At 64.6% G+C, this 24780-nt stretch carries 21 protein-coding genes and 1 riboswitch (1 of these 22 cut by a window edge); of the genes, 16 read left to right on the top strand and 5 right to left on the bottom strand.

Annotation, left to right across the window (positions count from 1 at the left end):
- The first annotated feature begins 82 nt into the window (after window positions 1–82).
- Window positions 83–808: an NAD-dependent deacylase gene (locus EI73_RS07655; protein WP_034385693.1), complete on the top strand. Its 726-nt coding sequence runs from the start codon at window positions 83–85 to the stop codon at window positions 806–808.
- 397 nt (window positions 809–1205) lie between these two features.
- On the opposite strand, the gene EI73_RS16255 is transcribed toward EI73_RS07655, so the two are convergent.
- Window positions 1206–1904 carry a hypothetical protein gene (locus tag EI73_RS16255; RefSeq protein WP_156103482.1) on the bottom strand — a complete coding sequence of 233 codons (699 nt, stop codon included), beginning with the start codon at window positions 1902–1904 and terminating at the stop codon, window positions 1206–1208.
- Window positions 1905–2323: 419 nt separating this feature from the next.
- On the opposite strand from EI73_RS16255, the gene EI73_RS07650 reads away from it, so the two are divergent.
- On the top strand, window positions 2324–3796 hold the full coding sequence (locus EI73_RS07650) for a radical SAM protein (protein ID WP_034385691.1): 1473 nt from the start codon (window positions 2324–2326) through the stop codon (window positions 3794–3796).
- Window positions 3797–3914: 118 nt separating this feature from the next.
- Here the strand turns inward: EI73_RS07650 and EI73_RS07645 are convergent, their stop codons facing one another.
- Window positions 3915–5126, bottom strand: coding sequence for a VWA domain-containing protein (locus EI73_RS07645; protein WP_034385688.1), 1212 nt, complete (start codon window positions 5124–5126; stop codon window positions 3915–3917).
- A gap of 149 nt (window positions 5127–5275) precedes the next feature.
- Window positions 5276–5358: riboswitch (cyclic di-GMP riboswitch) on the top strand.
- A 111-nt stretch (window positions 5359–5469) separates the two neighbouring features.
- Here EI73_RS07645 and EI73_RS07640 point away from each other — a divergent pair.
- The 6 genes from EI73_RS07640 (at window position 5470) to EI73_RS07615 (ending at window position 17595) form a co-directional block, all read left to right on the top strand.
- A complete protein-coding gene (locus tag EI73_RS07640; RefSeq protein WP_034387903.1) occupies window positions 5470–5967 on the top strand; it encodes a DUF11 domain-containing protein in 498 nt (165 codons plus the stop codon).
- 49 nt (window positions 5968–6016) lie between these two features.
- Window positions 6017–8239: a hypothetical protein gene (locus tag EI73_RS07635; protein WP_034385686.1), complete on the top strand. Its 2223-nt coding sequence runs from the start codon at window positions 6017–6019 to the stop codon at window positions 8237–8239.
- A gap of 111 nt (window positions 8240–8350) precedes the next feature.
- Window positions 8351–11104, top strand: a complete 2754-nt coding sequence (locus EI73_RS07630) for a DUF11 domain-containing protein (RefSeq protein WP_034385684.1) — start codon at window positions 8351–8353, stop codon at window positions 11102–11104.
- Complete coding sequence (locus tag EI73_RS07625) at window positions 11091–14273, top strand: hypothetical protein (RefSeq protein WP_156103481.1); 3183 nt, start codon at window positions 11091–11093, stop codon at window positions 14271–14273. Before EI73_RS07630 ends, EI73_RS07625 begins: the two co-directional genes overlap by 14 nt.
- Before the next feature lie 881 nt (window positions 14274–15154).
- A complete protein-coding gene (locus tag EI73_RS16530; RefSeq protein ID WP_197050753.1) occupies window positions 15155–16597 on the top strand; it encodes a DUF11 domain-containing protein in 1443 nt (480 codons plus the stop codon).
- A gap of 86 nt (window positions 16598–16683) precedes the next feature.
- Entirely contained in the window at window positions 16684–17595 is a 912-nt protein-coding gene (locus EI73_RS07615) for a DMT family transporter (RefSeq protein ID WP_034385678.1), read from the top strand.
- A 3-nt stretch (window positions 17596–17598) separates the two neighbouring features.
- On the opposite strand, the gene EI73_RS07610 is transcribed toward EI73_RS07615, so the two are convergent.
- Window positions 17599–18087 carry a hypothetical protein gene (locus tag EI73_RS07610; protein ID WP_034385675.1) on the bottom strand — a complete coding sequence of 163 codons (489 nt, stop codon included), beginning with the start codon at window positions 18085–18087 and terminating at the stop codon, window positions 17599–17601.
- Window positions 18088–18191: 104 nt separating this feature from the next.
- On the opposite strand from EI73_RS07610, the gene EI73_RS07605 reads away from it, so the two are divergent.
- The 7 genes from EI73_RS07605 to EI73_RS07580 all read left to right on the top strand — a co-directional run bounded on the left by EI73_RS07605 (window position 18192) and on the right by EI73_RS07580 (window position 23299).
- Window positions 18192–18836 (top strand): response regulator transcription factor, encoded by a 645-nt coding sequence (locus tag EI73_RS07605; protein ID WP_034385673.1) that lies wholly within the window; start codon window positions 18192–18194, stop codon window positions 18834–18836.
- Window positions 18837–18984: 148 nt separating this feature from the next.
- A complete protein-coding gene (locus EI73_RS15920) occupies window positions 18985–19152 on the top strand; it encodes a hypothetical protein (protein ID WP_231557306.1) in 168 nt (55 codons plus the stop codon).
- Window positions 19149–19997, top strand: a complete 849-nt coding sequence (locus tag EI73_RS07600) for a serine hydrolase (protein WP_034385671.1) — start codon at window positions 19149–19151, stop codon at window positions 19995–19997. The genes EI73_RS15920 and EI73_RS07600 overlap by 4 nt, the downstream gene beginning before the upstream one ends.
- Window positions 19998–20203: 206 nt before the next feature.
- Window positions 20204–21034 (top strand): cytochrome c, encoded by an 831-nt coding sequence (locus EI73_RS07595; protein WP_081908983.1) that lies wholly within the window; start codon window positions 20204–20206, stop codon window positions 21032–21034.
- Window positions 21035–21068: 34 nt separating this feature from the next.
- Window positions 21069–21731, top strand: coding sequence for a ubiquinol-cytochrome c reductase iron-sulfur subunit (locus EI73_RS07590; protein WP_034385667.1), 663 nt, complete (start codon window positions 21069–21071; stop codon window positions 21729–21731).
- Window positions 21728–23041, top strand: a complete 1314-nt coding sequence (locus tag EI73_RS07585; protein ID WP_034385665.1) for a cytochrome bc complex cytochrome b subunit — start codon at window positions 21728–21730, stop codon at window positions 23039–23041. Before EI73_RS07590 ends, EI73_RS07585 begins: the two co-directional genes overlap by 4 nt.
- A 60-nt stretch (window positions 23042–23101) precedes the next feature.
- A complete protein-coding gene (locus tag EI73_RS07580) occupies window positions 23102–23299 on the top strand; it encodes a hypothetical protein (protein WP_034385664.1) in 198 nt (65 codons plus the stop codon).
- A gap of 6 nt (window positions 23300–23305) precedes the next feature.
- Here EI73_RS07580 and EI73_RS07575 read toward each other — a convergent pair whose 3' ends face one another.
- Both EI73_RS07575 and EI73_RS07570 read right to left on the bottom strand, forming a co-directional pair.
- A complete protein-coding gene (locus EI73_RS07575; RefSeq protein WP_034385662.1) occupies window positions 23306–24256 on the bottom strand; it encodes a type I phosphomannose isomerase catalytic subunit in 951 nt (316 codons plus the stop codon).
- 72 nt (window positions 24257–24328) lie between these two features.
- On the bottom strand, window positions 24329–24577 hold the full coding sequence (locus EI73_RS07570; RefSeq protein ID WP_034385660.1) for a hypothetical protein: 249 nt from the start codon (window positions 24575–24577) through the stop codon (window positions 24329–24331).
- A 127-nt stretch (window positions 24578–24704) separates the two neighbouring features.
- Here EI73_RS07570 and EI73_RS07565 point away from each other — a divergent pair, with 127 nt between their 5' ends.
- Window positions 24705–24780, top strand: the 5' end (the start) of a protein-coding gene (locus tag EI73_RS07565) for an iron-sulfur cluster assembly accessory protein (RefSeq protein ID WP_034385658.1). It continues 347 nt past the right edge of the window; 76 of the gene's 423 nt are visible here — the first part of the coding sequence; its start codon is at window positions 24705–24707; the stop codon falls past the right edge of the window.

Raw genomic sequence — 24780 nt, 5'->3', positions numbered from 1 at the left:
GGGGACGCCAAGGGGCCTGCACCCTGCGCGCCGGGCGTCGTCTGCTCGCACCCTGGCTCGGCGCACGGGTTACCCTACCCGCATGAACCTGTCAGAGGCCCGTACCGCTCTGCAAAAGGCCCGCCGCGTGGCTGTGCTGACCGGCGCGGGCGTGAGCGCCGAGAGCGGCATTCCCACCTTCCGCGACGCGCAGACCGGTCACTGGGCACGCTTTCGCCCGGAAGACCTCGCCAGTCCGGAAGCGTACCGCCGTGACCCAGAAACGGTGTGGCAGTGGTACGCGGGCCGGTATGCCGACGTGACCCGTGCCCAGCCGAATGAGGCGCACCGCCTGCTCGCTCGGCTCGAACGCGCAAAGGGGGAAGGCTTCTTTCTCGCAACCCAAAATGTGGACGGGCTGCACCAACGCGCCGGAAGTCAGCGCCTGGTCGAGCTGCATGGCAACCTCACCCACGCCCGGTGTGAGACGTGCGGCACCGTCGCGCCCCTGCCGGCTCCGGACGACTTTACGCCCCCGCCGATCTGCCCCGTCTGCGCGGCCCGAATGCGCCCTCACATCGTCTGGTTCGGGGAATACCTGCCCGAACGGGCCCTGGAGGCCGCCACCCGCGCCTTTCAGGAGGCGGATGTGGCCCTGATCGTCGGTACCAGCGCCGTGGTGTACCCGGCGGCGGGCCTCGCGTTCGAGACCCTGCGGAAAGGCGGCGTGGTGATCGAGGTCAACCCCGAGGAGACGGACCTCACGCCGTATATGAGTTTCGGCGTGCGCGATGTGGCATCGAGGGGGCTGGCGGCGCTGCACATTTGAGGTGCAGGGCAATTTCGCAGAGCAGGCTCAGCCTGAAGAATGCCAAACCGCACCTCAGGTAGCCGCCGGAGGGTGTCCGAACGATTTTTCCCTCAATTCGTCGGGTAAAGATTCAGCTAGCGGCGACTAGAATACTGTAGATAGCTATAGCTAAATGTGTAAAAGTTAGTAACATCATAGCGTATATTGGCAATCTGAATCTTTTTACTGATATCTCCTGTGCCAGGAACGCTATCAAAAAGTATAGGGGAATTCTCTCTAAATCAGTATTGCGTAAGAGTGAGATCACCAGGCTCACACCCATAAGGCATACAGACAACACGGAAACCACGGTTAGAAGCTTGTTTTTTTCGGAGTAGTATGGCATACAGAGCTTATGCATATGAGTTGTTTTGAACTAGCCGCAGTTCTGCGTGTACGTTGTCTTGAGTCTGTTGGCTTCCCTACGAGCAGATGCTGCCTTATATAGATAATAGCCACTGATTCCAGCCGCTACAACTGCCCCAGCCCCGCCGCCTGCCACTGTACCGCCAATTACAGTAATGACAGCATTCTCCAAACGCTCTGCTTCCGTTTCCCTTGCCTCATCAAGCTGTTCCTTAATCTCGGCACAGGTGGCCTGAGCACCTAAAGAATCATCGCTGACTACTTCTTCCCTGATAAACTTGCCAGCAGTATCAAAATAAGCAACAGATACAGTACCCTCTGCTGAATTAAATATTCTAGATTCCACTATGCCATTAACAAGCCTAGTGGATGACTGCTTAATGGTTCCTGCTTTCTCTCCATCAATCCTAATGCTGACTACTACCGTAGGATCATCCTTAGATGGGACGACGAGAGAAGAATATTCACCTAGATCAGCTACCTGGCCTTGCTCCCAATCAAGTTTACTATACTCAACGCCCGACTGGGATCGGAATTTCGTGTAGAGCTGTTTCCCGATGGCAAGCTGCTGGGGGGTGGCGGCTTGAATTGGAGGCAGTGTGTCTGCACTTGTGCTTACTGAAGATTCGACTTGAGGAGGAGTGTGCCCAATGCCACAAGAGGATAGGGCAAGAAGACCTGTCAGGGAAAACAGCAATACTTTCTTCACGGCGGGGATGATATGAGGCCACAACAGGGACTAATGTAGAGGCTTTTACAATTTCCCTTAGTATTAAAAGGTCAGACATTTGGTATCTAGGAGAGGGAAAAAGAGGGAAAAAGGGAATGAAGCAGTTCAAGGTATGTGGGGAAGATAGTTTTTCCCCAACGCAGGATGGCGCATAGCGGGTCATGTCCCTACCTCACCCGGCTCATTCTTCTGTGGGAGGGGCGGCTGCTCTGCCCACCCGAGCCTTTCAAGCAAGTGCGAAGCTGAGCAGCCAAGAGAGGCGTGAGAATCATGTGCTGAAAAGGCCACAATCCAGCGGGACACCCGTCACACCTTTCTCCCCGCCGCTCTGATAAGCTGACCTGTTTAAACGGGACCCCAGTGCGTCCCGCCCATCACGAACCAGCCCGGGGGAGAACGTGACCGCAGCCGAACAGCTTGAACAACAGACCGAGGTCTTTCCCGCACCCATCAAAACCGTAGAGCCGGGCAGTCCCGCTGAACGGGCAGGTGTGCAGCCCGGTGACCTGCTGATCCGCGTCAATGGCCAACCTGTGACGGACGTGCTCGCCTACCGCCACCGCCTCTCACAGGGGCGGGCAACGCTGGAGATCAGTCGCCCGGTGGCGCGGCCCACGGTCCTGAGCGGGGTGCTCGGGGTGGCGCAGGATCACCACCGCCTCGCCTACGACCCAGCGGCCCCCACCTTCACCTTTGAGGTGGAGTGGGAAGACCCCGGGCTGGACTTCGAGGAAGTGCTTTTTGACGGCATCAAGAAGTGCGCCAACAAATGCGACTTCTGCTACGTCCACCAGATGCCGCGCGGCTTTCGCAAGAGCCTGTACATCATGGACGACGACTACCGGCTGTCGTTCCTGTACGGCTCCTTTGTGACCCTTACCAATCTGACTGAAGGTGACATCAACCGGATTCTGGACGAGAACCTTTCGCCCCTGTACGTGTCGGTCCACACGGCCAACCAGGAACTGCGCCAGGATCTGATGAAGTGGTGGAAACTCAAGGTCAAGGACCCGCAGGCGGTGCAGATTCGCACCATGATCGAGCGGCTCGAGCCCATTGACCTCTACACCCAGATCGTGCTTGTTCCTGGGCGCAACGACCGCGAACACCTCGATGAGACGATCGAGTATCTGGCCAGCCGTCCCAATGTGATCTCGGCGGCTGTGGTCCCCATCGGGTTGACCGGACACCGCCGGAACCTGCCTGACGTGCGAACGTTTACGCGGGAGGAGGCGCAAGATACGCTGGCACGCCTGAACCGCTGGCGCCGGAAATTCCTGAGAGAGCGCGGGACTCGGTTCGTGTTCCCCTCCGACGAGTTCTACCTGCTTGCCGGCGAACCGCTGCCCAGCGAGGAGGAATACGAGGGCTTTCCCATGCTGGAAAACGGTGTGGGCATGATCCGCGACTTCCTCAGCGAGGAACCCTCCGAGCTGCCCGCCGCGCTTCCTGCGCCGCGCCGCGTGATCCTGGGGACCGGTCTGCTCTTTGCCGAATCGCTGGACCGAGCGGTAGAACCCCTGCGGCAGATCGGAGGGCTGGAGGTGGAGGTGCGGGCCATCGAGAACAGGACGTTTGGCCGCGTGACCACCGTGGCAGGGCTGCTGACCGGGCGCTGCTTTCGGCAGGCCATCCAGCCCGGCGAGGCTGACCTGCTCATCGTTCCGCCCACCACGCTGCGCTACGGCACCGAGCTGATGCTGGACGACACCAGCCTGAGTGACCTGCGCGCAGAATTCCGCATGGACGTGCGGGCGGGCGGTGCGACCCTGGGTGAACTCGCCCGCGTCATTCTGGAGGGCGTTCAGAGTAGCGGCCACCAGTGGGGCATGAGTGCGCACGCGGTCAAGGAGGGGCGCGGGCAGGCCTGAAGTGCCCCAGCCGCCCCTTCTCGCCGGACCGCCTGTCCCCGAAGGCACACTCTGCGACCGCCTCCGGCTGCACGAGTGATGGCTGAAAAGAGGCGCCCGGATGGAGACGGCAAGGGGGCTAATTCACCAGCTTCGTCTTGTTCGTCATGAAGTCCATCAGCACGTACTGGCCGATGTTGTACGGCGTGGTGAAGTACGCCTTGCCCTTGGTCATCTCGGTCACCCGCCGCACGAAGCCGACGAGTTCGGGGTCACGGGCGAGCATGAAGGTGTTGACCTGGATGCCGCTTCTTCGGCAGTTGGCGACCTCACGCAGGGTCGCGCCGAGCACGTAGGGATCGAGGCCGTACGCGTTCTTGTAGATGCGGCCATCGGGCAGCGTGAGGGCGGACGGCTTGCCGTCGGTGATCATCACGATCTGCTTCATGTCCTTGTTCTCGCGCTTGAGGAGCTGCTGCGCGAGGCGGAGGCCGCCCGCGGTGTTGGTGTGGTAGGGGCCAATCTGGGCCTGCGCGAGCTTGGAGACCGGCACCTCCTCGGCAGAGTCGTGGAACAGCACGAATTTGACGCTATCGCCGGGATACTGGGTGCGGATGAGGTGCGCGAGGGCGAGGGCCACCTGCTTGGCGGGTGTAAACCGGTCCTCGCCGTACAGAATCATGGAGTGTGAGCAGTCGAGCAGCACGACCGTCGCCGCCGAGGAGTTGTATTCCGCCTGCCGAATCACCAGGTCGGATTCCTCCAGGTGCTCGAAGCCTTTACTCAACACGTTGCCCAGGGTGGCGGTCGTGTCGAGGTTCAGCGTGTCACCGAACTCGTAGTTCTTTAGCTCGCCGGTCATCTCGACGCCCGAGGCATACTCGCGGGTGTCGTGCGCGCCCGCGCTGCTTCTCCCCAACCCGCCCATCAGGTCGCGTAGGCTCTTGTAGCCCAGAAAGTCGATGCTTTTGTCGGTGAGCTGGAACCGCGCCTCGCCGCCTTGGCCCTGGCCACCCGGCCCCTCCTGGTCGTCGAATTCCTTGCGGATAAAGCCGTCTTGCTGCAGCCGGTCCATCAGGCGCTCGATCTGCTGGCCCAGGGCCGTTTGCCGCACGTCCTCCGCCTGCAGCGCTTCGAGCAACTGCTCTTCGGGAATCATGCCCCGCTCGGCCAGGGCTTCCAGGATGGCGTCAAACAGGTCGTCCATGGAGGGCCGGGCATTCGGGTCGGGGTCGTAGGGGTCATTCATCCCCTTGCCCAGCAGGGCTTCTTGGATCATCTGCATCAGCTCGCTCGAATCGAGCTCGTCGAGTTCGCCCTCGAACTTGCTGTACCGCGTGACACGCGCCATGGCTGACCTCCGTCCTCACAGGATGGCGCGGCTCACCCGGCCTGTTTGTAACGCTTCGCCCTCAGGGGCAACTTCGCCCTACCGCGCAGCGGGCTCCCAGCGGCAGGGCACTTTGTAAGAATTTCGTTAAGGTTTCCTTATTAGGGTGGGCTCGTTCCGGGGCGATGAGCCGTGCGGTGTAGCCGGGCACCTGCCGCACGAGGAGCCAGTGGTGCGACCGACGAAACCGTGAATCCCCAAAGGGTCACGTCCGTCGGTCGTTTTTGTGTTGTGGCAAAGGCCTGCCGCCCTCCGCGCTGGAGGTGGGTGCAGGTTGGCCACCCTCTTTCCCGAAGGAGCCCACATGCAAGCCCGTGCCCCCCTCCTGCTGCTTGCCCTCTCCGGTGCGGCCATGGCTCAGAGCGCCTCTCCACTTGTGCTGCATGCCGCACAGGCGCTTCTCCAGACCGTCACGGTCGGCGGCAAGGTCACCGAAAAGCGCGTAGCGGATCCGGCCAGTGTTCGCCCCGGCGACATTTTGGCTCAGACGGTCACTGCGCGCAACGTTTCGGCCCGTGCGCTGGGCAACGTCGCCGTCAAGCTGCCCGTGCCCCCCAACATGGTCTACCTCGCGCCCGATGGCCCCACCCCCGAAGGCGTCCGCACCGAGTACTCCATCGACGGAGGCAAGACCTTTGCCCCCGCTCCCCTGAAGAAGAAAGTCACTGTGACCGAAAACGGCAAGGCCGTGACCCGCGAGGTCGAGGTGCGGCCGAGCGAGTACCAGGCGGTTCGCTGGACCATTCCGCTGCTTCCCGCCGGGGCCGAGAAGACCCTCGGTTTCCGCGTGCAGGTGAAGTGAATTCCGTGCTGCCCGGAGCGGAACGCTCGGGGTCACCGAAGGAGAACGTATGAAGGCAAACACCAAGATTCTGGCCCTGATCGCTGCTCTGGCTGCGGGTGTCGCCGCTGCCGAAGGCACCCCCGCGGACACCGTGATTACGAACACCGCCACGGCCACCTTCACGGACCCCACGACCAATCAGCCGGTGGCCGATCCGGTGAGGTCGAACACCGTGAGCACGAAGGTGCTGCCCAAGCCGGACTTTGACATCGTGTACCGCACGGGCGCCGACGGCACGACCGCCACCACCACGCCCCTGCCGGCGGGCTACGAGCAGCAGACGGTCCCCGAGCAGGCGAATGGTCAGGCTGGTGAGATCGCCACCGCGTACTTCGTGCAGAACAACGGCAACGTGGACGGTTACCTGGTGAGGCTCGCCTTCAACGTCAACGGCAGCCCCCAGACTCCCGCGAGCGTTCTGTACTACATCGATACCGACGGGGACGGCATCCTGAGCGAGACCGAACGCCGGGCCGGGGCCGTCACGCAGGTGAGTGTTCCGGTAGACCGGCTCGACACGCAGGCCGACGAGGGCGTTGTGAGCATCATCCAGGTGATCACCGTGCCGAAGACAGCCAAGGCGGGTGAGCAGTATGCGGCCAGCCCGCAGGGCATCGCCGACGTGTACGACAAAGCGACCGGGCAGATCATCCAGCAGACTGAAGCGGCAAGCGACCTCCAGTACAGCCGTGCGGTGATCTACACGCCCAGCATCACCAACAACGTGATCGACGGGGACAACAACACCGGCAATGGCCAGCAGACGCCCGGCACCACCGTCACGCCCCCCGGCACGGGAACGAGCGTGCCCGGCTACGAGGATCCCACGCGGCCCACGACCAACATCGTCGCGGTCAGTCCGGACAACCAGATCGCCTACCCCAAGGCGGACGGGGACAGCACCGCCGATACGGTCACCTTTGTGAACAGCCTGACCAACGGCGGCACGCTTGCCGATACGGTGCGGCTGTTTCCCACGGGAACGGCGGGTAAAGGTGGCAGTCCCAGCGCCACTCCCAACCCGGACGGCTCCTTCACGCTCCCGGATGGCGTGACTGTGCGCTTTACCGACAAGGACGGCAACCCGCTGCCCCTCAGCTCGGACAACTACCCGGTTCTGACCGTGCCCAGCGGGCAGACCCTGAACTACCGCACGGTGGTCACCTATCCCGACTTCGACAGCAATGTCAACGCCAATCCCAGCCCGATTGTTCTCAACATCGGCGCCGATTCGAGCAACGACGGCGACGCCCTTGCCGACGATACCTCCACCGATACGGTCTACCCGCCGCAGCTCCAGTTTGGTGACGCGACGGCCGAGTTGGGAACCAGCCCCACGCCAGCCCCCATTCAGTCGGTCGTTCCCGGTGCGGCAACCGGGACCGGGACGGGGGTGAACACCGACAGCAGCGCCGTGTTCCCGATGGACCTTGCCAACCTGGGGGCCTACACCGACACCTACACCCTAAGCGGCACGGTCGTCGTGCCCGTGATCAAGTCGGACGGCACGGTCGGTACCCAGACGGTGAACGTGCGCTACTTCAGCGACAATGGCGGTCAGCCCGGCACCGAGCTGAGCTTCACCACCAACTCCGACAGCACCCGCACCTACACGACCGGCGCGGTGTCGCCCGAGAGTGAACTCAGGGTCTACGCCGTGGTGGATATTCCGGCAAATGCCCAGGCGACCACCCGGAACGGCGTGACCGAGCTGCTGACGGTGAACCAGCGGGTGACGGCGGTCTACAGCGGCATCACCCGCGAGGACAACAACAACCAGATCGCGGTCGAGCAGCCGGGCAACAAGGGGGTGGCCCTCACCAAGTCCGAGCCGGCCGCCGCGCGCCCCGGTGACCTCCTGAGCTACACCATCACCGCGAAGAACAACTTCAACGCGGGCCTCAAGAGCTTCTACGTCACCGAGTCCAGCAGCAACCCCAACACCAACGTCTTTACCTGGACGGCCTTCCACTCGGTCACGGCGACCAAGACCTTTACGGCGGGCACAGTGCTGTACCGCTTCAACGGTGGAACCTGGCAGACGAGCGGTATACCCGCCAGCGGCGGCCAGGAGGTCACGCTCAACAACGGGACAAAGGTCATGGTCTACCCCGGCGTGACCAGCGTGGATATCGGTGTGGACACCAACGGCAACGGCTCGGTGGACAGTAACGATCTGTTCCCCGCCCAGGGTGAACTGAACATCAGCTTTAACGTCGTCATCAAGTAATTCTCGGCGGCGCGGCCTTTTTCCGTGAGGCCGCGCCGCTGGTGCCAACACAGACTCTTTTTTCTGCCCGTTCGTGTTCCCCCGCCTTCCCGCCCTCCGAGGAGAACCCCGTTGAAGTCCCTCCTGCCCCTCCTGTCCCACCTGTTGGTCACCGCTGGGCTGCTCGTCTGCGGCGCGGCCCTGGCCCAGACCCCGGCCGGGACCGAGCTCACCAACCAGGCGACGGCTACCTTCGAGCCCCCGACCCCCGGTGACCCCACCACGGCCGTCTCCAACGTGGTCCGGACCGTGGTGCAGGCCGTGTGTGCCGTGAGCGTGACTCCTAACGGCAGCGTGGCCGCGCCCGGACAGCGTGCGGCGCTGCTGCCCGGTGAGCGGGCGGTTTTCCGCTACACGGCGGTAAACGCGGGGAACCAGACCTTTGGGATCTCCGTTGCAGCCCGCACGGAAGCGGGAAGCACCTTGACGCCCGCCACGCAGGTGTACGCCGACCGCAACGGCAACGGGACGCCCGATCCGGGAGAGGCGAGCGCCGCGGTGACGCTGCCTGCGGGTGGCCGGGCGGACCTGTTGCTGGTGGTAGAAACCCGCAGCGGCGACCAGGGAAGCGCCTGGGTGAACCTGGTGGCGGGCTGCCCCGGCGGGGACAACGACGACAACAACGTGAGCCGCGTGGACGTGGGGCCCCCTCCGCGCCTGACGGTGCAAAAGGCCTTTCAGCCTGCCCTGCTGCGCCCCGGGGACGAGACGACCGTGACCGTCACCACCCGCAACGCGGGGGGAGGCGAGAGCCGCGAGGTCATGCTGACTGACCCGCTCGAGGGGCAGCTCGCGCAGGGCCTGGTGTTCGTGCCGGGAAGCGCGCAGAGCAGCGCCGGTGTGGTCGAGTACACCGGAGACGGCGTGGCGTGGCAGGAAACGGAACCCGCAGGGGTGCGCGGCGTGCGGGTGCGGGTAAATAGCCTTGCGCCGGGGGAGGAACTCACCCTGCGGTTTCGCATGCGCGCCACCGAGCAGGCCGAGAACCAAACGGTGCTCAATGTGGCGACCGCGACCACCGGTGGGCAGAACACGCAGGGGCGGGCAAGCGCCGAGGTGCGCTATCAGCCTGGGGTTGCCCTTGGTCCGGTGGGCCTGCCCGAGGCTCCCGAGCACACGGCGGCCGACACCCAGACCCGTTCCTTCGCGGTGGTGGGCCAAGCGGTATGCTTTGACCACACCCTTAAAAACACCGGGGACGTGCGCGACACCTTTACCCTTCGTGTGACGTACCCGCAGGGCCAGGCCCAGGCCCGGCTGTACGGCGGGAACGGCGCTGCCCTCCCCCAGCCGCTTCCCCTTGACCCCGGCCAAACGGCGCTGGTCCGGGTCTGTTACGAGGCGGCGCAGCCCGGAGCCCTGGAGGCCCTACTCACGGTCAGTGGGGCACGCGGCACGAGCAACACCACCCGTGACCTCGTGCAGGGAATCGAGGCGGGCCTGCCCGAACTCGTGAAGACCGTATCGCCCGCACCGACCCGGAGTGTGGCCCAGGGCGAGACGCTGACCTACACCCTCAAGGTGCGGAACCCCTATACCCGGCCCCTGACGGCTGTCAGCGTTCGTGATTCCCTTCCGCCCCACGTGGACTTTGTGGCGGCATCAGAGGGCGGTGCGGTGAGCGGTGTTCCCGGAGCGGAGGAGGTGACCTGGCCCGCCTTTACCCTCGCACCGGGCGAAACGCGCGCCTTTACCGTTACCGCGCGGGTCAGCCTCCGTGCCACCGATGGTGAGACCCTGAAGAACGTCTTCCAGATGGCCTCGGCGGAGCTCCCCACGCCGCTTCTTAGCAACGAGGTCGCCAGCCCGGTATGGAGTGCCGCTCTGGTGGTCCGCAAGACCGTGAGCCTCGCCCAGGCGGTGCCCGGAGACCGCCTTACCTATACGCTGCGGATTCAAAACCTCTCCGCCACCACCGCCATCGAGAGCGCCGTGGTGACCGATACCCCGGCGAGCGGCCTGAGTTACCTCCCCGGCACCAGCACGCTGGCTGGGAAGCTCCTCGCTGATCCGTCTATCGCAGATGGCGTGCTGCGGTGGCAGCTCGGGGCGATTCCTGCGGGTGGAACCCTCGAACTCACCTACCAGGCCCGGATTACCCCCGAGGCCAGCGGCGAACTCGTGAACCGTGTGGAGGTCGTTGGGGTTGGGGCGGGTGGAGCGGTGCGGGCGATCACCAGCAACGTGGCGACCGCCGTGACCCGCCTGAACCTGGGTGCGTTCGCGCCGCTGGGGGACATCCTGGGAACGGTGTTTGTGGACCGGAACCACAACGGTCTTTTCGACGCAGAGGTCGACACACCGGTCGAACGTGCTCGGCTCCTGCTCGCGGGCGGGCGCCTCGCGCTCACCGACGCGGCGGGCCGCTACCACTTCGCCAACGTGCCCTTTGGGACGTACGCGCTGCGCCTGGACCCCCACTCGACGCCCTACCTTCCCTTGGACGTGCCGCGAGACGGCGGGCTTCCCGGCACGCCGACCGTGCAGGTGCGCGGCCTGACTGGGGTGGACTTCCCGCTGGCCCCGCTTGAAGGGGACGTGACGGCGCAGCGCCGGACGGTGCTCGTCACGCGGGGGGTCAGGATCGAAAAGACGGTGCAGGCCAGCGGTCAAGACTACCGGGTCACCCTTCGCATCAGCACCCCGGTGGCCGTTCCCGAGTGCGAGCTGCAAGACCCCCTGCCGCTGGGTGCGCGCCTGCAAGAAGGCCGCAACAGCCTTAAGGGTACGCTCCCGGCGGGTGAAACCATCCTGACCTACCGCTTTGCCTACGCCGGGGAACCGGGCACCGCCGTGACCGACCCTGTCCTCCGTGGGAGAAACTGACGTGAACGCCGACCTGACCAGGACCCTCGCCGCGCTGACCGCCCTGCTGCTGGCCGCTTCCGTGAGCGCCCAAAGTGCCGCGGTGCCCCTCCCAGCTCCGCCCATTGCCACCGCTGAGGAGCGCCTCAGCACCGTCACCCTTCCCTTTCAGGCCCCAGCTCAGGCGCGGGAAGTGGTGCTTGCTCAGGCCTTGCCTGCGGGCAGCACCTATGTTCCGGGCAGCTCCAGACTGGACGGCCAGCCGCTTGCTGACCCGCGGCGCGGCCCCAGCGGCGTCCTGTACTGGACTCTGCCCGCTCGGGCAAGCGGCGTGTTGAGCTACGACCTCAGCCACACGGCCCCCCTGGGGGCGCTGCCCCAGCCCGCGCTCCTGGTCCGCCTCGTAGGAGAACGGACCGAGGTCCTGAGCGGCCGCATCGATCCTGCAGACCTCCGGGCCGCGAGCCAGCCTGCTCCCCCGGAGGGGCGCGAGAACCCCGGGGTCATTCGGCTGCCGCTCGCGGGCAGTGTGCTTCGTACCCGCGACCGCATCAGCGTGGTGGTCGAGCTGCCCCAGGGCGAGCGTCCGCCCCTGACTGTGAACGGTGTTCCAGTGGGGGAAGACCGCTTGGGGAGCGAGGTCCAGGACAGCGAGCGCGGCGTGCAGCGCCTCACCTATGTCGGCGTTCCTCTCCGGCCTGGTCCAAACGTGCTGCGGATGGGTGCAGAGGAGATCACCGTCACCCTGGCCGGGGGGACAACCCGGGTGGAGCTCACGCCGGAGAGCCTGGTGGCGGACGGCAGCACCCCGCTGCGCCTGCGGATACGAACGCTGGACGCGTTTGGCACGCCCTCGGGACAGCCCACCCTGACGGTGCGGCCCAGCCTCGAGCCGCGCATACCCGACGCCAACCCCGGCGAGGCGGGCTACCAGGTACGCCTCACGGACGGCGAGGGCCTCCTTGAACTCCAGCCGCAGGCCGCGCCCACCACCCTGCGCCTGGACGTGCTGTTGGGGGAGGAGGTGGTGACGTACCGCTACGAGGTGACGCCCGACCGCTCCAGCGTTGGCGTGGGGGTCCTGAGTGCCACGCTGGGCCTGGACGGCGACCTCAACCTCGCCGAGGACCTCACTTGGGAGGCCCGCGCCTCGCTGGAGACCCCGGTGGGAGCTGGCAAGCTCTATGCCGCCGCCGACAAGGACGGTCTGCCGCAGACTGACCAGCCCAACCTCCGCTCGCCCGTGTACGGTGACGCCAGCCTCACCGAGACGCCCCTGCAGGGTCTTGATCCGGTGGCGGCGGTGTATGACCACCCGTCCTTCCGCGCCGAGTACCGCCGGACGCAGGTGCCCCTCGACGTGCTGCCGGTGGGGGAACAGCTCACCGCTCTCACCGTGACCACCAAGACCACCCCCACCCTTTCCGGTTTTGTCGCGGCGGTACCGACCGACCGCGTGGTGGAAGAGCCGCTCATCCCGGACGGTACCCGCATCCTGCGCCTGCCCCACACGGGTCTCAGCGAGGGCAGCGAGACCTTGGAGATGGTGACGCTGGAGCGGGGAAGCGGCAAGGAAGTGGGCCGCGTTCTGCTGCGCCGGGGCGCTGACTACACCCTGGATGCCAACACCGGCATCGTCACCCTGCTGCGCCCGCTGGAGCGTGTGGACGCGAGCCTGAACGAGGTGCGGGTGCTGGCGAGCTACCGCCTCGCCCGCCCGGACGCCGGACGCCGCCTCGCCTACGGGGTGCAGGTGCGGCAAGACGGGCCGCGGTATTCCGCTGGGGCCGCCGCCGTCAGCCTGGACGGACGAGTCACCTTCGGGGTACGTACCACCTTCGAGGACGGCTCCACCCGTGCCGACACCCGTCTGGCGTACTCCGGTGGTGTGCAGGCGAGTGCCGACCTCGCCACCCGCCTGGGAAACGGCGCCGTCACTTTCAAGGCCCGCTACCAGGCGGCGAGCTACGCGGGTCTCGCCCCCTTTGGTGTGGGACTGAATGTGAGCGGGAGCTACGCGGCGCGGCTGGGGGGGAACCTGGGCGCGGTGGTGGAAGGCGAGTACCACGGCACGCCCACGGCTCGGGGCGGCAGCGTCACGGCACGCGCTGAATCCCGCCTCGACCCCTTCAGTGTGGGTGCAGGCCTCAAGTACGCTTTTGGAGACAAGGCAGGCCTGGGCGCGGTTGTGAGCGGAGGCTACCACCGCACGCCCCTCGACCTGGATGTGGTGCATACCCAGCCGCTCAGCGGAACCCTCGACACGACAACGGCGATCACGGCCCGTTACCGCCTCACTGACCGGGTGACGCTGGGCTTCAGGGACGACGTCACCTGGGGCAAGGGACACGTCGCCGCGCTGACGCTCGATACCGCGCTGGGTAACGTCAACTATGCGGTGGGTTACGAACTTCCGACCGCCGACGGGGAGGGCAACCGCGCCCGCTTCGGCGTTGCCACGACCCTGCCGCTCAATTCCCGGACCACCCTTGGCCTGCGCGGCAGTGCCCTGTACGACGTGGCGAAGGGCGAGGCCGAACTCGCGGGCGGGGCTGACCTGAGCTACAAGACGGACACCTTCAGCGCTGCGGCGGGCATTGATCTGACGTACCGGGAAGGCCAGTTGGGAACGGTCGTGCGCGGCGGGCTCACCGGCAGCGTCACCCCCAGCCTCACCCTGACCACCGACGGCCTGGCCGAGTTCGGCGCGGGGAAAAACGGGCAGCGTCTCACCTTGGGCTACGCCTACCGCACCCGCACCCTCAACAGCCTGGGCTACGTCCGCCTTCTGCGGGGCACCCTCGCGGCGGGTCATCCCGAGCTGAGTGGTGGCTTGAGCGCCGAATACCGTCAGCCAAGCTGGGCCGTGCGGGGCGCGGTGGACACCCGCACCCTGCTGAACGACCCTGGGAGCTTCACCGTGCAGGCGTCTCTGGGCGGCACGGCCTACCTCACGGACCGCTTTGGCGTGGGCGGCTGGGGCCGAATGCTGACACAGCCCTCCACCGCGACGGATGTGCTGGGCTACGGCCTGGAAGCCAGTGTCCGCGCTCTGCCCGGCACCTGGCTCACCGCCGGGTACAACTTCAAGGGCTTCGAGGGGCTGCCCTCGGCGGGCCAATACACCAAGAGGGGCCTGTACCTGCGGCTGGATTTGACCCTCGATGAAACGCTGGGAGGACAGAAGTGAAGGGCTGGTTGTTGAGGCTACTGCCCCTGATGGGGTTGCTGGGAGCAGGGGTGGCGAACACCCAGAGTCTTCCCCTGGCCCAGCGGGTGACCGCGACGGGGACGATCAACTATGTCACGACCGGGGCGTCATTTCGCGCCAACAGCACCAACAGCAGTACGAACGGGGCCTCTTGTACGCTGACGTCGAGCACAGCGGCGACGACGGTAGGCTTCAGTGTAGCTAATGGAGCGGTTTCCCCGGCCCCCACCGCAGCACAGCTGGTGCCGAGTGGAGCGACCGTGACCAAGGCTTACCTCTACTGGACGGCCTCTGCTGGAGAAATCGGTTTCAACAATGGTTTGCCGCTCATCGACAACGCGGTCAAGTTTTATGTGAGAGGCACGACTGCTCCAGCGACCAACAACGTGACTGCAAGCCGTACCTGGTCGGGAAGCGTTGGCCCTAGCGGAGGCAGCTCCGCCGTCACCAAAACCCAGTTTGGGATGGGTGCCTTCGCAGACGTCACCAGTATCGTCCGCAGCAATCCCAACGCGCAATTTCAAATGGACGACCTCACTATTTTTAATGCGTCTGGGTCCCAAACCTGCAATACGTCCACGATGTATGGTAATTGGGCGCTCTATATTATTTATAGTCTGCCGAGCGAGAGCAACAAGACATTAGCCCTATTTGACGGGCTTCAGTATATTGGAGGAACTGGGGGCTATGCTTCGGCGGCGGCAGCGAGCGTGACTCTCTCTGGCCTGCGAGTTCCTAATGCTACAGCGGGCACTGATAAGATTGTAAAGACGACACTACTTGTTTCCGACGGTGACGCAAGTACAGGAGCATCCAACGACTCCCTCTCTCTCAGCACTGACCTTGATGCAGCATTTGCAGTGAGTAATTCGCTCAACCCGGCCAACGACATCTTCAACGGGAGTCTCACGGTGGGGCCGACCGACGGCGGTACAGCAACTGGATACACAGCGACCACCAGTCCTGGTGTGGTGGGTGGACTGGATTTTGACACCTTCGACCTATCCAGCCGAGTTTCCAGCGGAACCACCTCACTGACTGCGACGGTGGACTCAGCGTCCGGCGAACTGCTCATGCTCTACAGCGCGGTCCTAATGGCCACCAGTACGACGGCTGACCTTGGTGTTATTAAGTCGGCTCCGGCCACTCAGCAGGGCTCAGGTACCCTGACCTATTCTATTACTGCAAGCAATGCGGGTCCCCAAGAGGCTTACAACGTCGTAGTCAGCGACCCATTGCCCGCAGGGGTGACTTTTGTGAGTGCAAGCGGGGGCGGCAGCTATGATGCGACCAACCACCGCGTAACCTGGACAACTGGCAAGTTTTTGGCGAATACATCCCAGACCTATACCATTACAGTAACTGTGCCTAATACGGCGGCCACCTATCAGAACACCGTCAGTATAAGCAGTGGTAGCTTTGACCCTAATGCGGCCAACAACAGTGCAGCGGTAAGCACTACTGTCACGCCTACCCCCGACCTCACCCTCACCAAGTCCGGCCCTGCCTTTGCTCGCCCCAGCACAGTGGCCAATTCGGACCCCGCTGCCGGTCCCGTTGTTGGTGCGACGGACAGCTTCATCAGCTACACGCTGACCGTGAACACGGCGAATGCCAATGCCACGGGAACCACCACCGTGACCGATACCCTCCCAAACGGTCTGAGCTGGACGGCCGCGGGTAACTACACCGCGGGGCCGGGCACCTGGAGTTGCGGGATTTCTGGACAGGTCATCACCTGCACAACGACCAGTACCCTCACCGCGGGCACGCCCCAGACCATCACCCTGAACCGGGTGCGGGTGGCTCCCGGCACAGCAGCGGGCGCGACCTTTACCAACACGGCGACCGTCCGTAACCCGAACGAGGCAGCGAGCAACATCAACGCGGGCAATACCGGAACAGTCACGACGCGCTTGGTGCTCACGCAGGTGACCAAACAGGTGCGAACCCTGCCCGCGGGTACCTTCAGTAACAGTGCGGAGGTGCGGCCCGGTGACCTGCTGGAATACTGCATCGACACCCGTAACCTGGGTGGCGCGGACCTGGCGAACTATGTCCTCAGCGATACGTTGAACAGCAATGGATACTCGCTGACCAACGTCACCACTGACCCTGCCTATGGCGGTAAGGCCATCAAGTGGGAGCGCAGGCCGGCCAGCGGTTCTCCAACGACGGGGAACTACACCGCTGCTGCCGGAGACGACGCCGGAACTCTGACCGACAGCGGCCTGACCGTCAACCTCGGTACCCTCGTTGCCGGGGAAACAGTGCGGACCTGTTTTCAGGTGCAAGTGAGGTAGCTTTTGCCCTCCGAGCTGCGTCCGCCCCGCGTCCGCGTCTGGACCGGGGCGGCTTTTGCGTTGGCGACCGCCGTACAATCCCCTGCGTGTCTCCTCACGCCCGCGGCATTCTGCTTCTCGTTCTGGTGACGGCCCTATGGGGAAGTACCTTTGCCGTCGTCAAGGAATTGGGGGAGCTGCTGACCCCCAGTGTGTTGATCGCCTGGCGGTTCCTGATCGCCAGCGTGGCGCTGCTGCCCGTGCTGCTGCTCACCCGTGGGGGGGCACCTGCCCCGGCCCTGTCCCGCCCATCCCGACTCCTCTGGCGTGACGGGTTCATTCTGGGAGCCTGGCTGATCGCCGGGTACGGCACGCAAACCATCGCCCTCCAGACGACCTCGGCCAACCGTGCGGCCTTTTTCACGGCCCTGAGCGTGGTGCTTGTTCCTGTGTGGCTCACGCTCGCGCAGCGGCGGCGAATGCCCCCGGCCCTGTGGCTGGCATTGCCGCTCGCGGTGGCGGGCCTGGCCCTGCTCTCCTGGGAGGGAGGAGCCCTGGTGATCGGGGATGCCTGGGCGCTGGCCTGCGCGGTGACCTACGCGGGCTTCATCATCGCGCTGGAGGGCACGGCCGCTCGGCACGAGGCGCTGCGCTTTACCTTTGCGCAGCTGCTGGCCGTGACGCTCTTTGCCTGGGGATGGGCACTTCTGGCCGCTCCGGCTGGGCTCTGGCCGCCCGCTGCGGCCTGGGGTCCGCTGCTGTACCTGGGTGTGGCGGCCACAGCCGTGACCACGCTGCTTCAGACGGTCGGCCAGCGCAGCGTCAGCGCCGCCGAGGCCAGCCTGATCTACGCGCTGGAGCCGGTGACGGCCACGCTCTTTAGCTTTCTGTTGATCGGTGAGCGGGTGGGGTTGCGCGGCGCCCTGGGCGGGCTGCTGGTGGTGGCGGCAACGGTCCTCAGCCAGCGCGCAGGAGGTGAGCCGCACCTGGAAGCGCCCGCACCGCAGGCGGAGCGCTGAAACTCAGCGCCGGGGCTCCACGCGGTCGGGGATCAGCAGAAGTTGCAGGGCCGGGTGGGCACGCCAGACCCTCATCAGGCTGCTCTTTAAAACGGAGCGGTGAACGGCCACGTACAGGACGGGGGGCAAGCTGGTGGACGGGTACACGCTGCTGCGGCCTTTGGGCCCGACCTGTAACCCCAGGGGGAAGCCCAGCGTAAGGGTCGCGATCAGCAGCCCACCCAGCGTGAAGCCTCCCAGTGCCCCCGCCGCCGCCTGCCACAGCCGGTCGGTCGTGCTGGGCACCAGCCGCTGGAGGATCAGGGCCAGGACAGCTCCCAGCAGCAGGGCGAGAACGGCGGCGCTGAGGGCTCCGCGGGCCAGCAGGTTGGCGAGGAAACAGACCGCCGCGCCCCCGAGGCCCCAGAGCAGTCCCGCCAGTCCCCGGCGCGCTCCCAGGGCCGTCACGGTCGCCCATACGGTGACGAGCAGCGCATCAAACCAGGTAATCACGCGGCGCAGTCTACCCGGGAAGCTCTGACAAGCGTCATGCTACTCGCCTCCCCGATGGTGGGACGGACTGCCGTTTTCTGTGGAGCTCCCGCTACACTGAACCTATGATTCGCGTCCTGCTCGTCGATGACCACGCGCTGTTCCGCCAGGGGCTGCGCAGCCTGCTGGAGTCCGAGGGCATGCGCGTGATCGGCGAGGCTGCCAACGGGCGTGAGGCGATCCGCTACGCGGCCGAGACGCATCCCGACGTGATTCTGATGGATATCCAGATGCCGGAGCTCGACGGCGTCAAAGCGACCCAAAACATCCTGGAAATCGACCCACAGGCCAAGGTCATCATGATCACCATGTACCGCCAGGACCGGTACGTCTTCGAGGCGGTCAAGGCGGGCGCGCGTGGTTACGTCCTCAAGGATGCCGACTCGGCCACCCTGATCGACGCGATTCGCCGGGTCGCGGCGGGTGAGGCGCTGCTGGACGCCGACCTCGCGCAAAACGTTCTCGACGACTTCCGTGACAAGCGCGAGGAGCTGCCCAGCGAGAAGCACGCCGACCTCAACGAGCGCGAGACCATGATCCTCAAGCTGCTCGCTCAGGGCTTTTCCAACCAGGACATTGCCCTGCGGCTCGACATCAGCGAAAAGACCGTTCGGAACCGCCTCTCCGAAATCTTTACCAAGCTGCAACTCAATAACCGCACCCAGGCCGCTCTGTACGCCATCCGCGAGGGCATCGCTAACCTGGAGTAAAAAAAGCGTGTGGCCCCTGGCCTCTTGCCTGTGGCAAGAGCGGGCACCAGCGCCCTCAAGAATGTCCATGCCCAAAGTTCGCCCACGCAACCCCGCTCCTGTCGCCTCTCCCGTGACCTTTCAGGCGGGGTGTGGCCGGGAGTGGAGGGTGGCTTCTGCTGAACTGGACCTCGCCTACACCGAGCAGGCGTTTTCAGAGTGCCCGCAGTGTCCCCACCGCGTCGAGCCGGAAGGGGGACCGGCCTTCTGCACCCTGCGGCCTAGGGGAGCGGCCCATCCCTTTGCGGCTCTAGCGGGGCTGGACCTGCCCGAATGACCTTCGACCTACAGGCGGAGCTGCGCGCCCGGGGCTATGGGGGAGAGGTGGGCATCCTCATCACCGACCTTGCCGGCCGGGAACTGTACGCGCTGCAGGCGGACCGGATCTTTCCGGCGGCCAGCACCATCAAGGTGCCGCTGCTCATTCTGGCGCTGGAGGAGGCGCAGGCGGGACGGCTGGAGCTGGGTGAGCGCGTGACGCTGCGTGCCGAGGACCGAGTACCCGGGGCCGGCGTGCTGCACGAGCTTGGAGCGGGCTTGGCCCTCACCTGGGAGGACCTGCTCACGCTGATGATTGTCGTGAGCGACAACACGGCCACCAATCTCGTGATGGGGCGGCTGGGCATAGAGCGCGTCAACACCTGGCTGGAGGAGAGAAAGCTTGTGGGGACCCGGCTGGTCGGCCTGCTGCAACTGCCTCCCGAACAGCAGAACGCGGCGCAGCGCCGGGGCGAACGCAACCACACCACCCCTCGGGATCAGGCCGCGCTGCTGGGGGCACTCACGCGCGGAGAGCTGCTGGACCCGGCACATACCGAGCGGGCCCTGGCCATCCTCACACGGCAACAGTTTCGCGACCTGCTGGGACGGCACGTTCCGCGGGACGCGGATGGCGCACTGCTGTACCGCGTGGCCAGTAAAAGCGGTGAGCTGCGCGGCCTACACCACGATGTGGGTGTGCTGTTCACGCCGCGGCCCCTTGTCGCCGCTGTGTTGTCGGAGGGCGGCCTTGACCCCCGCGAGCATCCTGATAACCGGGATACCAGCGTACTGGCTGCGGTGCTGTGGCCCCTGCTGGCGACGCTAGGGCAGGTTCTGCCGAGCAGAGGCGGGGACATTTAACCGCTCGGTCAGGGGCATACTGACGCTGCGGAAGTCCGTTGGTTTTCGCCGCACAGCACGGCGGAGGTCCGGGCCGGTGGTATGCTGGACCGCATCCGGCTGCCTGAAAAAGGCTCAGGGGAGGCGAGCAGCCACTTCGGCAGGCATTGGAGCAGCAGGCACTTCAAGCGCGAGGAGAAGGAACTGTGGAGAGAAACGACGCTGTCATGCCCTGGGTCGCCATCGTATGCGCGGCCATTATGTGGATTATCCTGCTGTTCCTGTTCAACAAGGAAACGGCGCCGGAGCCCGTGGTGGTGGACCCGGCGGTGGTGGCGAGCATCAACCGCGAGTGGCCTACGGTCGGCAAGGCGGTGTTCGCCGCGAACTGTGCGGGTTGCCACGGCGCTCAGGGCCAGGGAGGTGCGGGTCCGGCGCTGGCAGGAAACGAAAAGATCGTCAAGGACCCGGTGTACGTCCACAGCACCATCGTCAAGGGCAAGGGGGCGATGCCGGCCTTTACGCAGCTCTCGGAGCAGGAAGTGTACGCCGTCGCCAACTACGTGCTGCACTCCTGGGGGAACAACATCGAAGAGCCGCTGACGCCCGCTACGGTGGCCGAGAGCCAGACCAAGGTGGACCCGGAGGTGCTCAAGAACCGGTCACGCTTTGTCCCCGAGGACATCAAGCTGCCTGAAATCTTCCTGGCCACCTTTGTGATGGTGCTGCTCACCTATGGCTTGATCGGCCTCTACAGCGTGTGGGCCGAAGGGCAAGAACTGCACCCGGGCATTCACAAGACGCGCTCGACGCCGGTGGCTATGCTGGCGATGGTGGTGACCCTGCTGCTGGGCCTGCTGTTTAGCGTGCTGTTCGTGCGGCAGATGGTGGCCGATTACGCGGCCTGGGCCAACCAGGAGATGCCCAACGTGGCGATGGAAGGCTTCTACGCGGCGATGATCCTCTTTACCATCGCTGTCGCTATTGGTCTCTACAAGAAGTTCTTCATGGACGGAGAGGTGCTCGTCGAGGACGCCAGCGGCGAGTTCCCCTGGTAATCCCCGGAAGAACGGCACAAGGGAGAAGCTGAAGATGACCCGCTACAAGAGAAAAGATCCCGAGATCACCCGGCGCAAGTTCATCAACGTGGCGATGGGCACGACCGTAGCCGTAGGCGGCGTGAGCCTGCTGAGCACACTGGGTACCGCCAACCCCGTGTTTCGCCTGACCCGTGACAAGATGCCGCCCCTTAAGGGAGATATCTTGGTACACGCTGAAGGCCCCAATGAGGGTCAGCCGGTTAAGCTCAGCGAACTGAGCGAGAAGTTGGTGCGTGCCTGGCCGCAGGGCAAGGACGAGCAGGGGGCGCCGCTGGTCCGCGACGGCGATCCCAACAACATTCTGGCGCTCTACCGCTTTCCTAAAGGACAACTGAAGGCACCAACCAACCTGGAGGCCACCATCGATGGAGAGGTTGTGGCGTACAGTGATATCTGTACCCATGCGGGTTGCTCGGTGAGCGATGAGGAGCGGGGAATCGGCATGCGCTGTCCCTGCCACTCCGGTCAGTACGATCCCACACGGGGAGCGGTGGTGGTGGGTGGACCGCCTCCACGCCCACTCGCTCAGCTTCCCATCGCGGCGCAGGGCGACAACATCGTCGCAACGGGCTTTTTTCTGAGCATGCCTTACCCCTACATCCATGAGGCGGAATGGGAAGAGTTCAAGAAGACCGTGGAGGAACAGCTCGCATGAACCAGTGGCTTGATGAGCGGCTGCACATCTCGCGCCTGAACGACAAGTTCCTGCGCAAAGCCTTCCCCGTTCACCACAGTTTCTTCCTGGGTGAAATCACACTGTTTAGCCTGATTATCCTCATTCTCACCGGTATTCTGCTCGCTCTCTCGTACGAGCCCAGCAACAGCATGGTGGTCAATTCATTTGACCCCGGCACCGCCGACAACCCTAACCTTATCCCGGCAGCCTACCACTCGGCACTCAAGATCAATGCGATGCCCTTTGGTGACATGCTGCGCCGCATCCACCACTGGACGGCCAATATTATGGTTGCTGCGGCCGTCATTCACATGATGCGCATCTACTTCACGGGTGCCTTTAAGAAGCCGCGTGAGATCAACTGGTGGATCGGTATGCTGCTGCTGATCTTTGCGGCGCTCACGGCGGTGACCGGCTACGCCCTGCCCTACGACAACTACGCCTACAACACCCTCAAGGTGATCTACGGCATTGCTGCTTCGATTCCCTGGGTGGGCGACTGGGTGGCCCAGGCGGCTTTTGCAGGCCGTTTTCCGGGAGCGGGCATCATCCCGCGGGTGTACGGGTACCACATTATGCTGCTGCCCATGATCCTCGTGGCGCTCACTGCGGCCCACATGCTGATCATGATCAAGCAGAAGCACACGCAGCCGCAGTACGCCAAGCGCATCGCCTATAAGAAGATTGTAGGCGTGCCACTGATGACCCAGCAGACGCCCATCATGCTGCTGCTGGCGGTGTTGTTTGCGGCGATTATCGTGCTCTTTAGCGCCTTTATTCCGGTACACCCGGTGGAGTTCTTCGGGCCGCCCAGCACCACGCCCATCAACAACATCAAGCCCGACTGGTACCTGCTGTGGGTCTTCGGGGCGTTGGCGATTATTCCCAGCTTTGAGCTTGAGATTCTGGGCGGCGTGATCGGTTCGGAGTTTGTGGGCGCGATTGTGTTGCCCACCCTTGTCCTCCTGCTGATGTTTGCGGTGCCGATGTTGGACCGGAGCCGCGACAACATGTACTACGCCGAAAACCCCACCAACCACCCTGTTCGCCTCGCGGCTGGCGTGGCCTTTATGACCCTTCTGGTGGTGTGGTCGGTGGCAGGCTACAAGCCGGAGCTGATCAGCTCGGGCATCCTCACCACTGGAAACGCCAATACGGTGTTGTGGATCGCCACCTTCCTGGTGCCCGCCCTGGCCTACTTCCTCACGCTGGCGATTGTGCGCGGCATCCGCGCCCTGCGCGAAGCTGACGCCCGCGACCGTGCGGCCTTTTCCCACGCCGACGACTGAGACTTCGCGGCCTTGCCCCTGCCCCGGTGCCTCGCCGGGGCGGTTTTCTATGCTGGCAGCATGAACGAGACTTTTGCGCGTTCTCTCGCTCAGCAGGCCCGGAACCTCGGTCTTGACGCTCTGACCGTCGAAGAGGCCGATGCCGAGAGCCTGAGGATCTTTGCTCGGGCGGTGTTGGTCGAATTGGCGGCGCTGGGGCTGGTGCCCGGTGAGGAGAGCCTGGGCTGCTGGGCGAGGCCGCGTGCCAAGGGGCACTGACCAGACCTAGGGCAGCCGTGAACGCAGTGCCTGGAACGTGCCTGTCAGGCTGTACGTTCCGGCGGCCGCAGGAACCACCACCGATTCGAGTGGTCCCAGCTTGAGTGTCTCGCCCCCGGCTGTGAGGTGAAGTTCACCCGCAGTGACGGTGAGGGCGTGGAAGCTTTCGCCCAGCGTGTCTGCTTGAAGGGCTGTGCCTTCACCAACCAGCCGTTCCAGCACGAAGTAGGGGCAGCGTGTGAGTTCCTGCACTTCCCCCGGCTGGCCCGGGGTGCTGGGCTGGGGCGCAACCCGGGTCGTGGTCGTGACTTCGGCGCTCTCGGGGAGGTGGAGTGCGCGCCCAGCGCTGGCGGGACGGTCCCAATCATAGACCCGGTAGGTGAGGTCGCTGGTTTGCTGCACCTCGTACAGCAGCAGGCCAGGTCCGAGGGCGTGCAGCGTTCCGGCCGGCATCAAGACCGTGTCTCCTGCCTGTACGGTGTGCCGCTCGGCGTAGTCCATAATCCGGCCCGCGAGGATCGCCGTGCGCAGGGCCTTGGCGTCCGTTCCCGGCCGAACTCCTGCGATGAGTTCGGCGCCCGGAACGGCTTCCAGGATGTGCCACGCTTCTGTCTTGCCGAGCTGCCCCTCGCCTGCGAGCCGCTGGGCCTGGGCGTCGTCAGGGTGAACCTGGACACTCAACCACTCGGCACAGTCCAGCAGCTTGATCAACAGGGGAAAACGCGTGCCCTGCGCCCGCCTGCCCAGAAGTTCGCGGGGATGGGCAGCGCTGAGTTCCCCCAGCGTGTACCCGGCGTGTGGGCCGAACTGAACCTGGTTCTCCTCGTACACGACCCAGGCTTCACCGATGGGCGTGGGCGATTCGGGCAGCAGCCGCGTTCCGCCCCACACCCGCTGGGAGAACCGGGGCTGAAGCACGAGAGGGCGAGTCGGTGCCGTAGAGGATGGCAAGGACATGGCCCCATCATGCCGGGTAGGAAGGGCAGGATGGGGCGGTGTGGCGGCCGTGGCCTAGCGAGAAGGGGGACTCTAGGCCTGAACGCGGCTGGGGCGGGAAGGCGTGCGAGTGACCGCGCCCTGCTTTGCCCCGGCGGCGTAACCGACTTGAGCACCAAACTGCCAAGCAAGCTTGATCATGAACTGAATGGCTTCCTCATCCCCCTGTTGAATGAGGGTGTGTAGGTGTTCCGGCAGGCCTTCTGGAAGGGGCATCGCCCCCAACTGCTCGCCATACTCCGCGCGGACCTGCTCAAACCACTCGGCGTAGGGATTGGTCATGGTGTCATCTTAACACTAGCGCGCTCAAGGAATGTAAGCCCTGCAAACCTGCGGTGTGCTGGGACGATGGCCTCCACTTTGCTGGTCGCGCACAGTTTTCTTTCTCCAATGGTGTTACGCTTCACGCATGACGGTGACCTCTCTTCCCGAATCCCGTGGCGAAGTGCCTGCCAAGGAAATCAGCATCAGTGAGTTCGGTGCGC

The sequence above is a fragment of the Deinococcus sp. YIM 77859 genome (assembly GCF_000745175.1).
In the GTDB taxonomy this organism is placed as follows: domain Bacteria; phylum Deinococcota; class Deinococci; order Deinococcales; family Deinococcaceae; genus Deinococcus.
Note: the sequence above shows the minus strand (reverse complement) of the source record. Positions and strands in the feature narration are given on the sequence as shown.

Coding starts and splice junctions, on each gene's coding strand:
- EI73_RS07570 (WP_034385660.1), bottom strand. CDS start 24,577: ATGACCAATCCCTACGCCGAGTGGTTTGAGCAGGTCCGCGCGGAGTAT.
- EI73_RS07645 (WP_034385688.1), bottom strand. CDS start 5,126: ATGGCGCGTGTCACGCGGTACAGCAAGTTCGAGGGCGAACTCGACGAG.
- EI73_RS07595 (WP_081908983.1), top strand. CDS start 20,204: ATGCCCTGGGTCGCCATCGTATGCGCGGCCATTATGTGGATTATCCTG.
- EI73_RS07640 (WP_034387903.1), top strand. CDS start 5,470: ATGCAAGCCCGTGCCCCCCTCCTGCTGCTTGCCCTCTCCGGTGCGGCC.
- EI73_RS07605 (WP_034385673.1), top strand. CDS start 18,192: ATGATTCGCGTCCTGCTCGTCGATGACCACGCGCTGTTCCGCCAGGGG.
- EI73_RS07575 (WP_034385662.1), bottom strand. CDS start 24,256: ATGTCCTTGCCATCCTCTACGGCACCGACTCGCCCTCTCGTGCTTCAG.
- EI73_RS07635 (WP_034385686.1), top strand. CDS start 6,017: ATGAAGGCAAACACCAAGATTCTGGCCCTGATCGCTGCTCTGGCTGCG.
- EI73_RS07585 (WP_034385665.1), top strand. CDS start 21,728: ATGAACCAGTGGCTTGATGAGCGGCTGCACATCTCGCGCCTGAACGAC.
- EI73_RS07655 (WP_034385693.1), top strand. CDS start 83: ATGAACCTGTCAGAGGCCCGTACCGCTCTGCAAAAGGCCCGCCGCGTG.
- EI73_RS07600 (WP_034385671.1), top strand. CDS start 19,149: ATGACCTTCGACCTACAGGCGGAGCTGCGCGCCCGGGGCTATGGGGGA.
- EI73_RS07590 (WP_034385667.1), top strand. CDS start 21,069: ATGACCCGCTACAAGAGAAAAGATCCCGAGATCACCCGGCGCAAGTTC.
- EI73_RS07580 (WP_034385664.1), top strand. CDS start 23,102: ATGAACGAGACTTTTGCGCGTTCTCTCGCTCAGCAGGCCCGGAACCTC.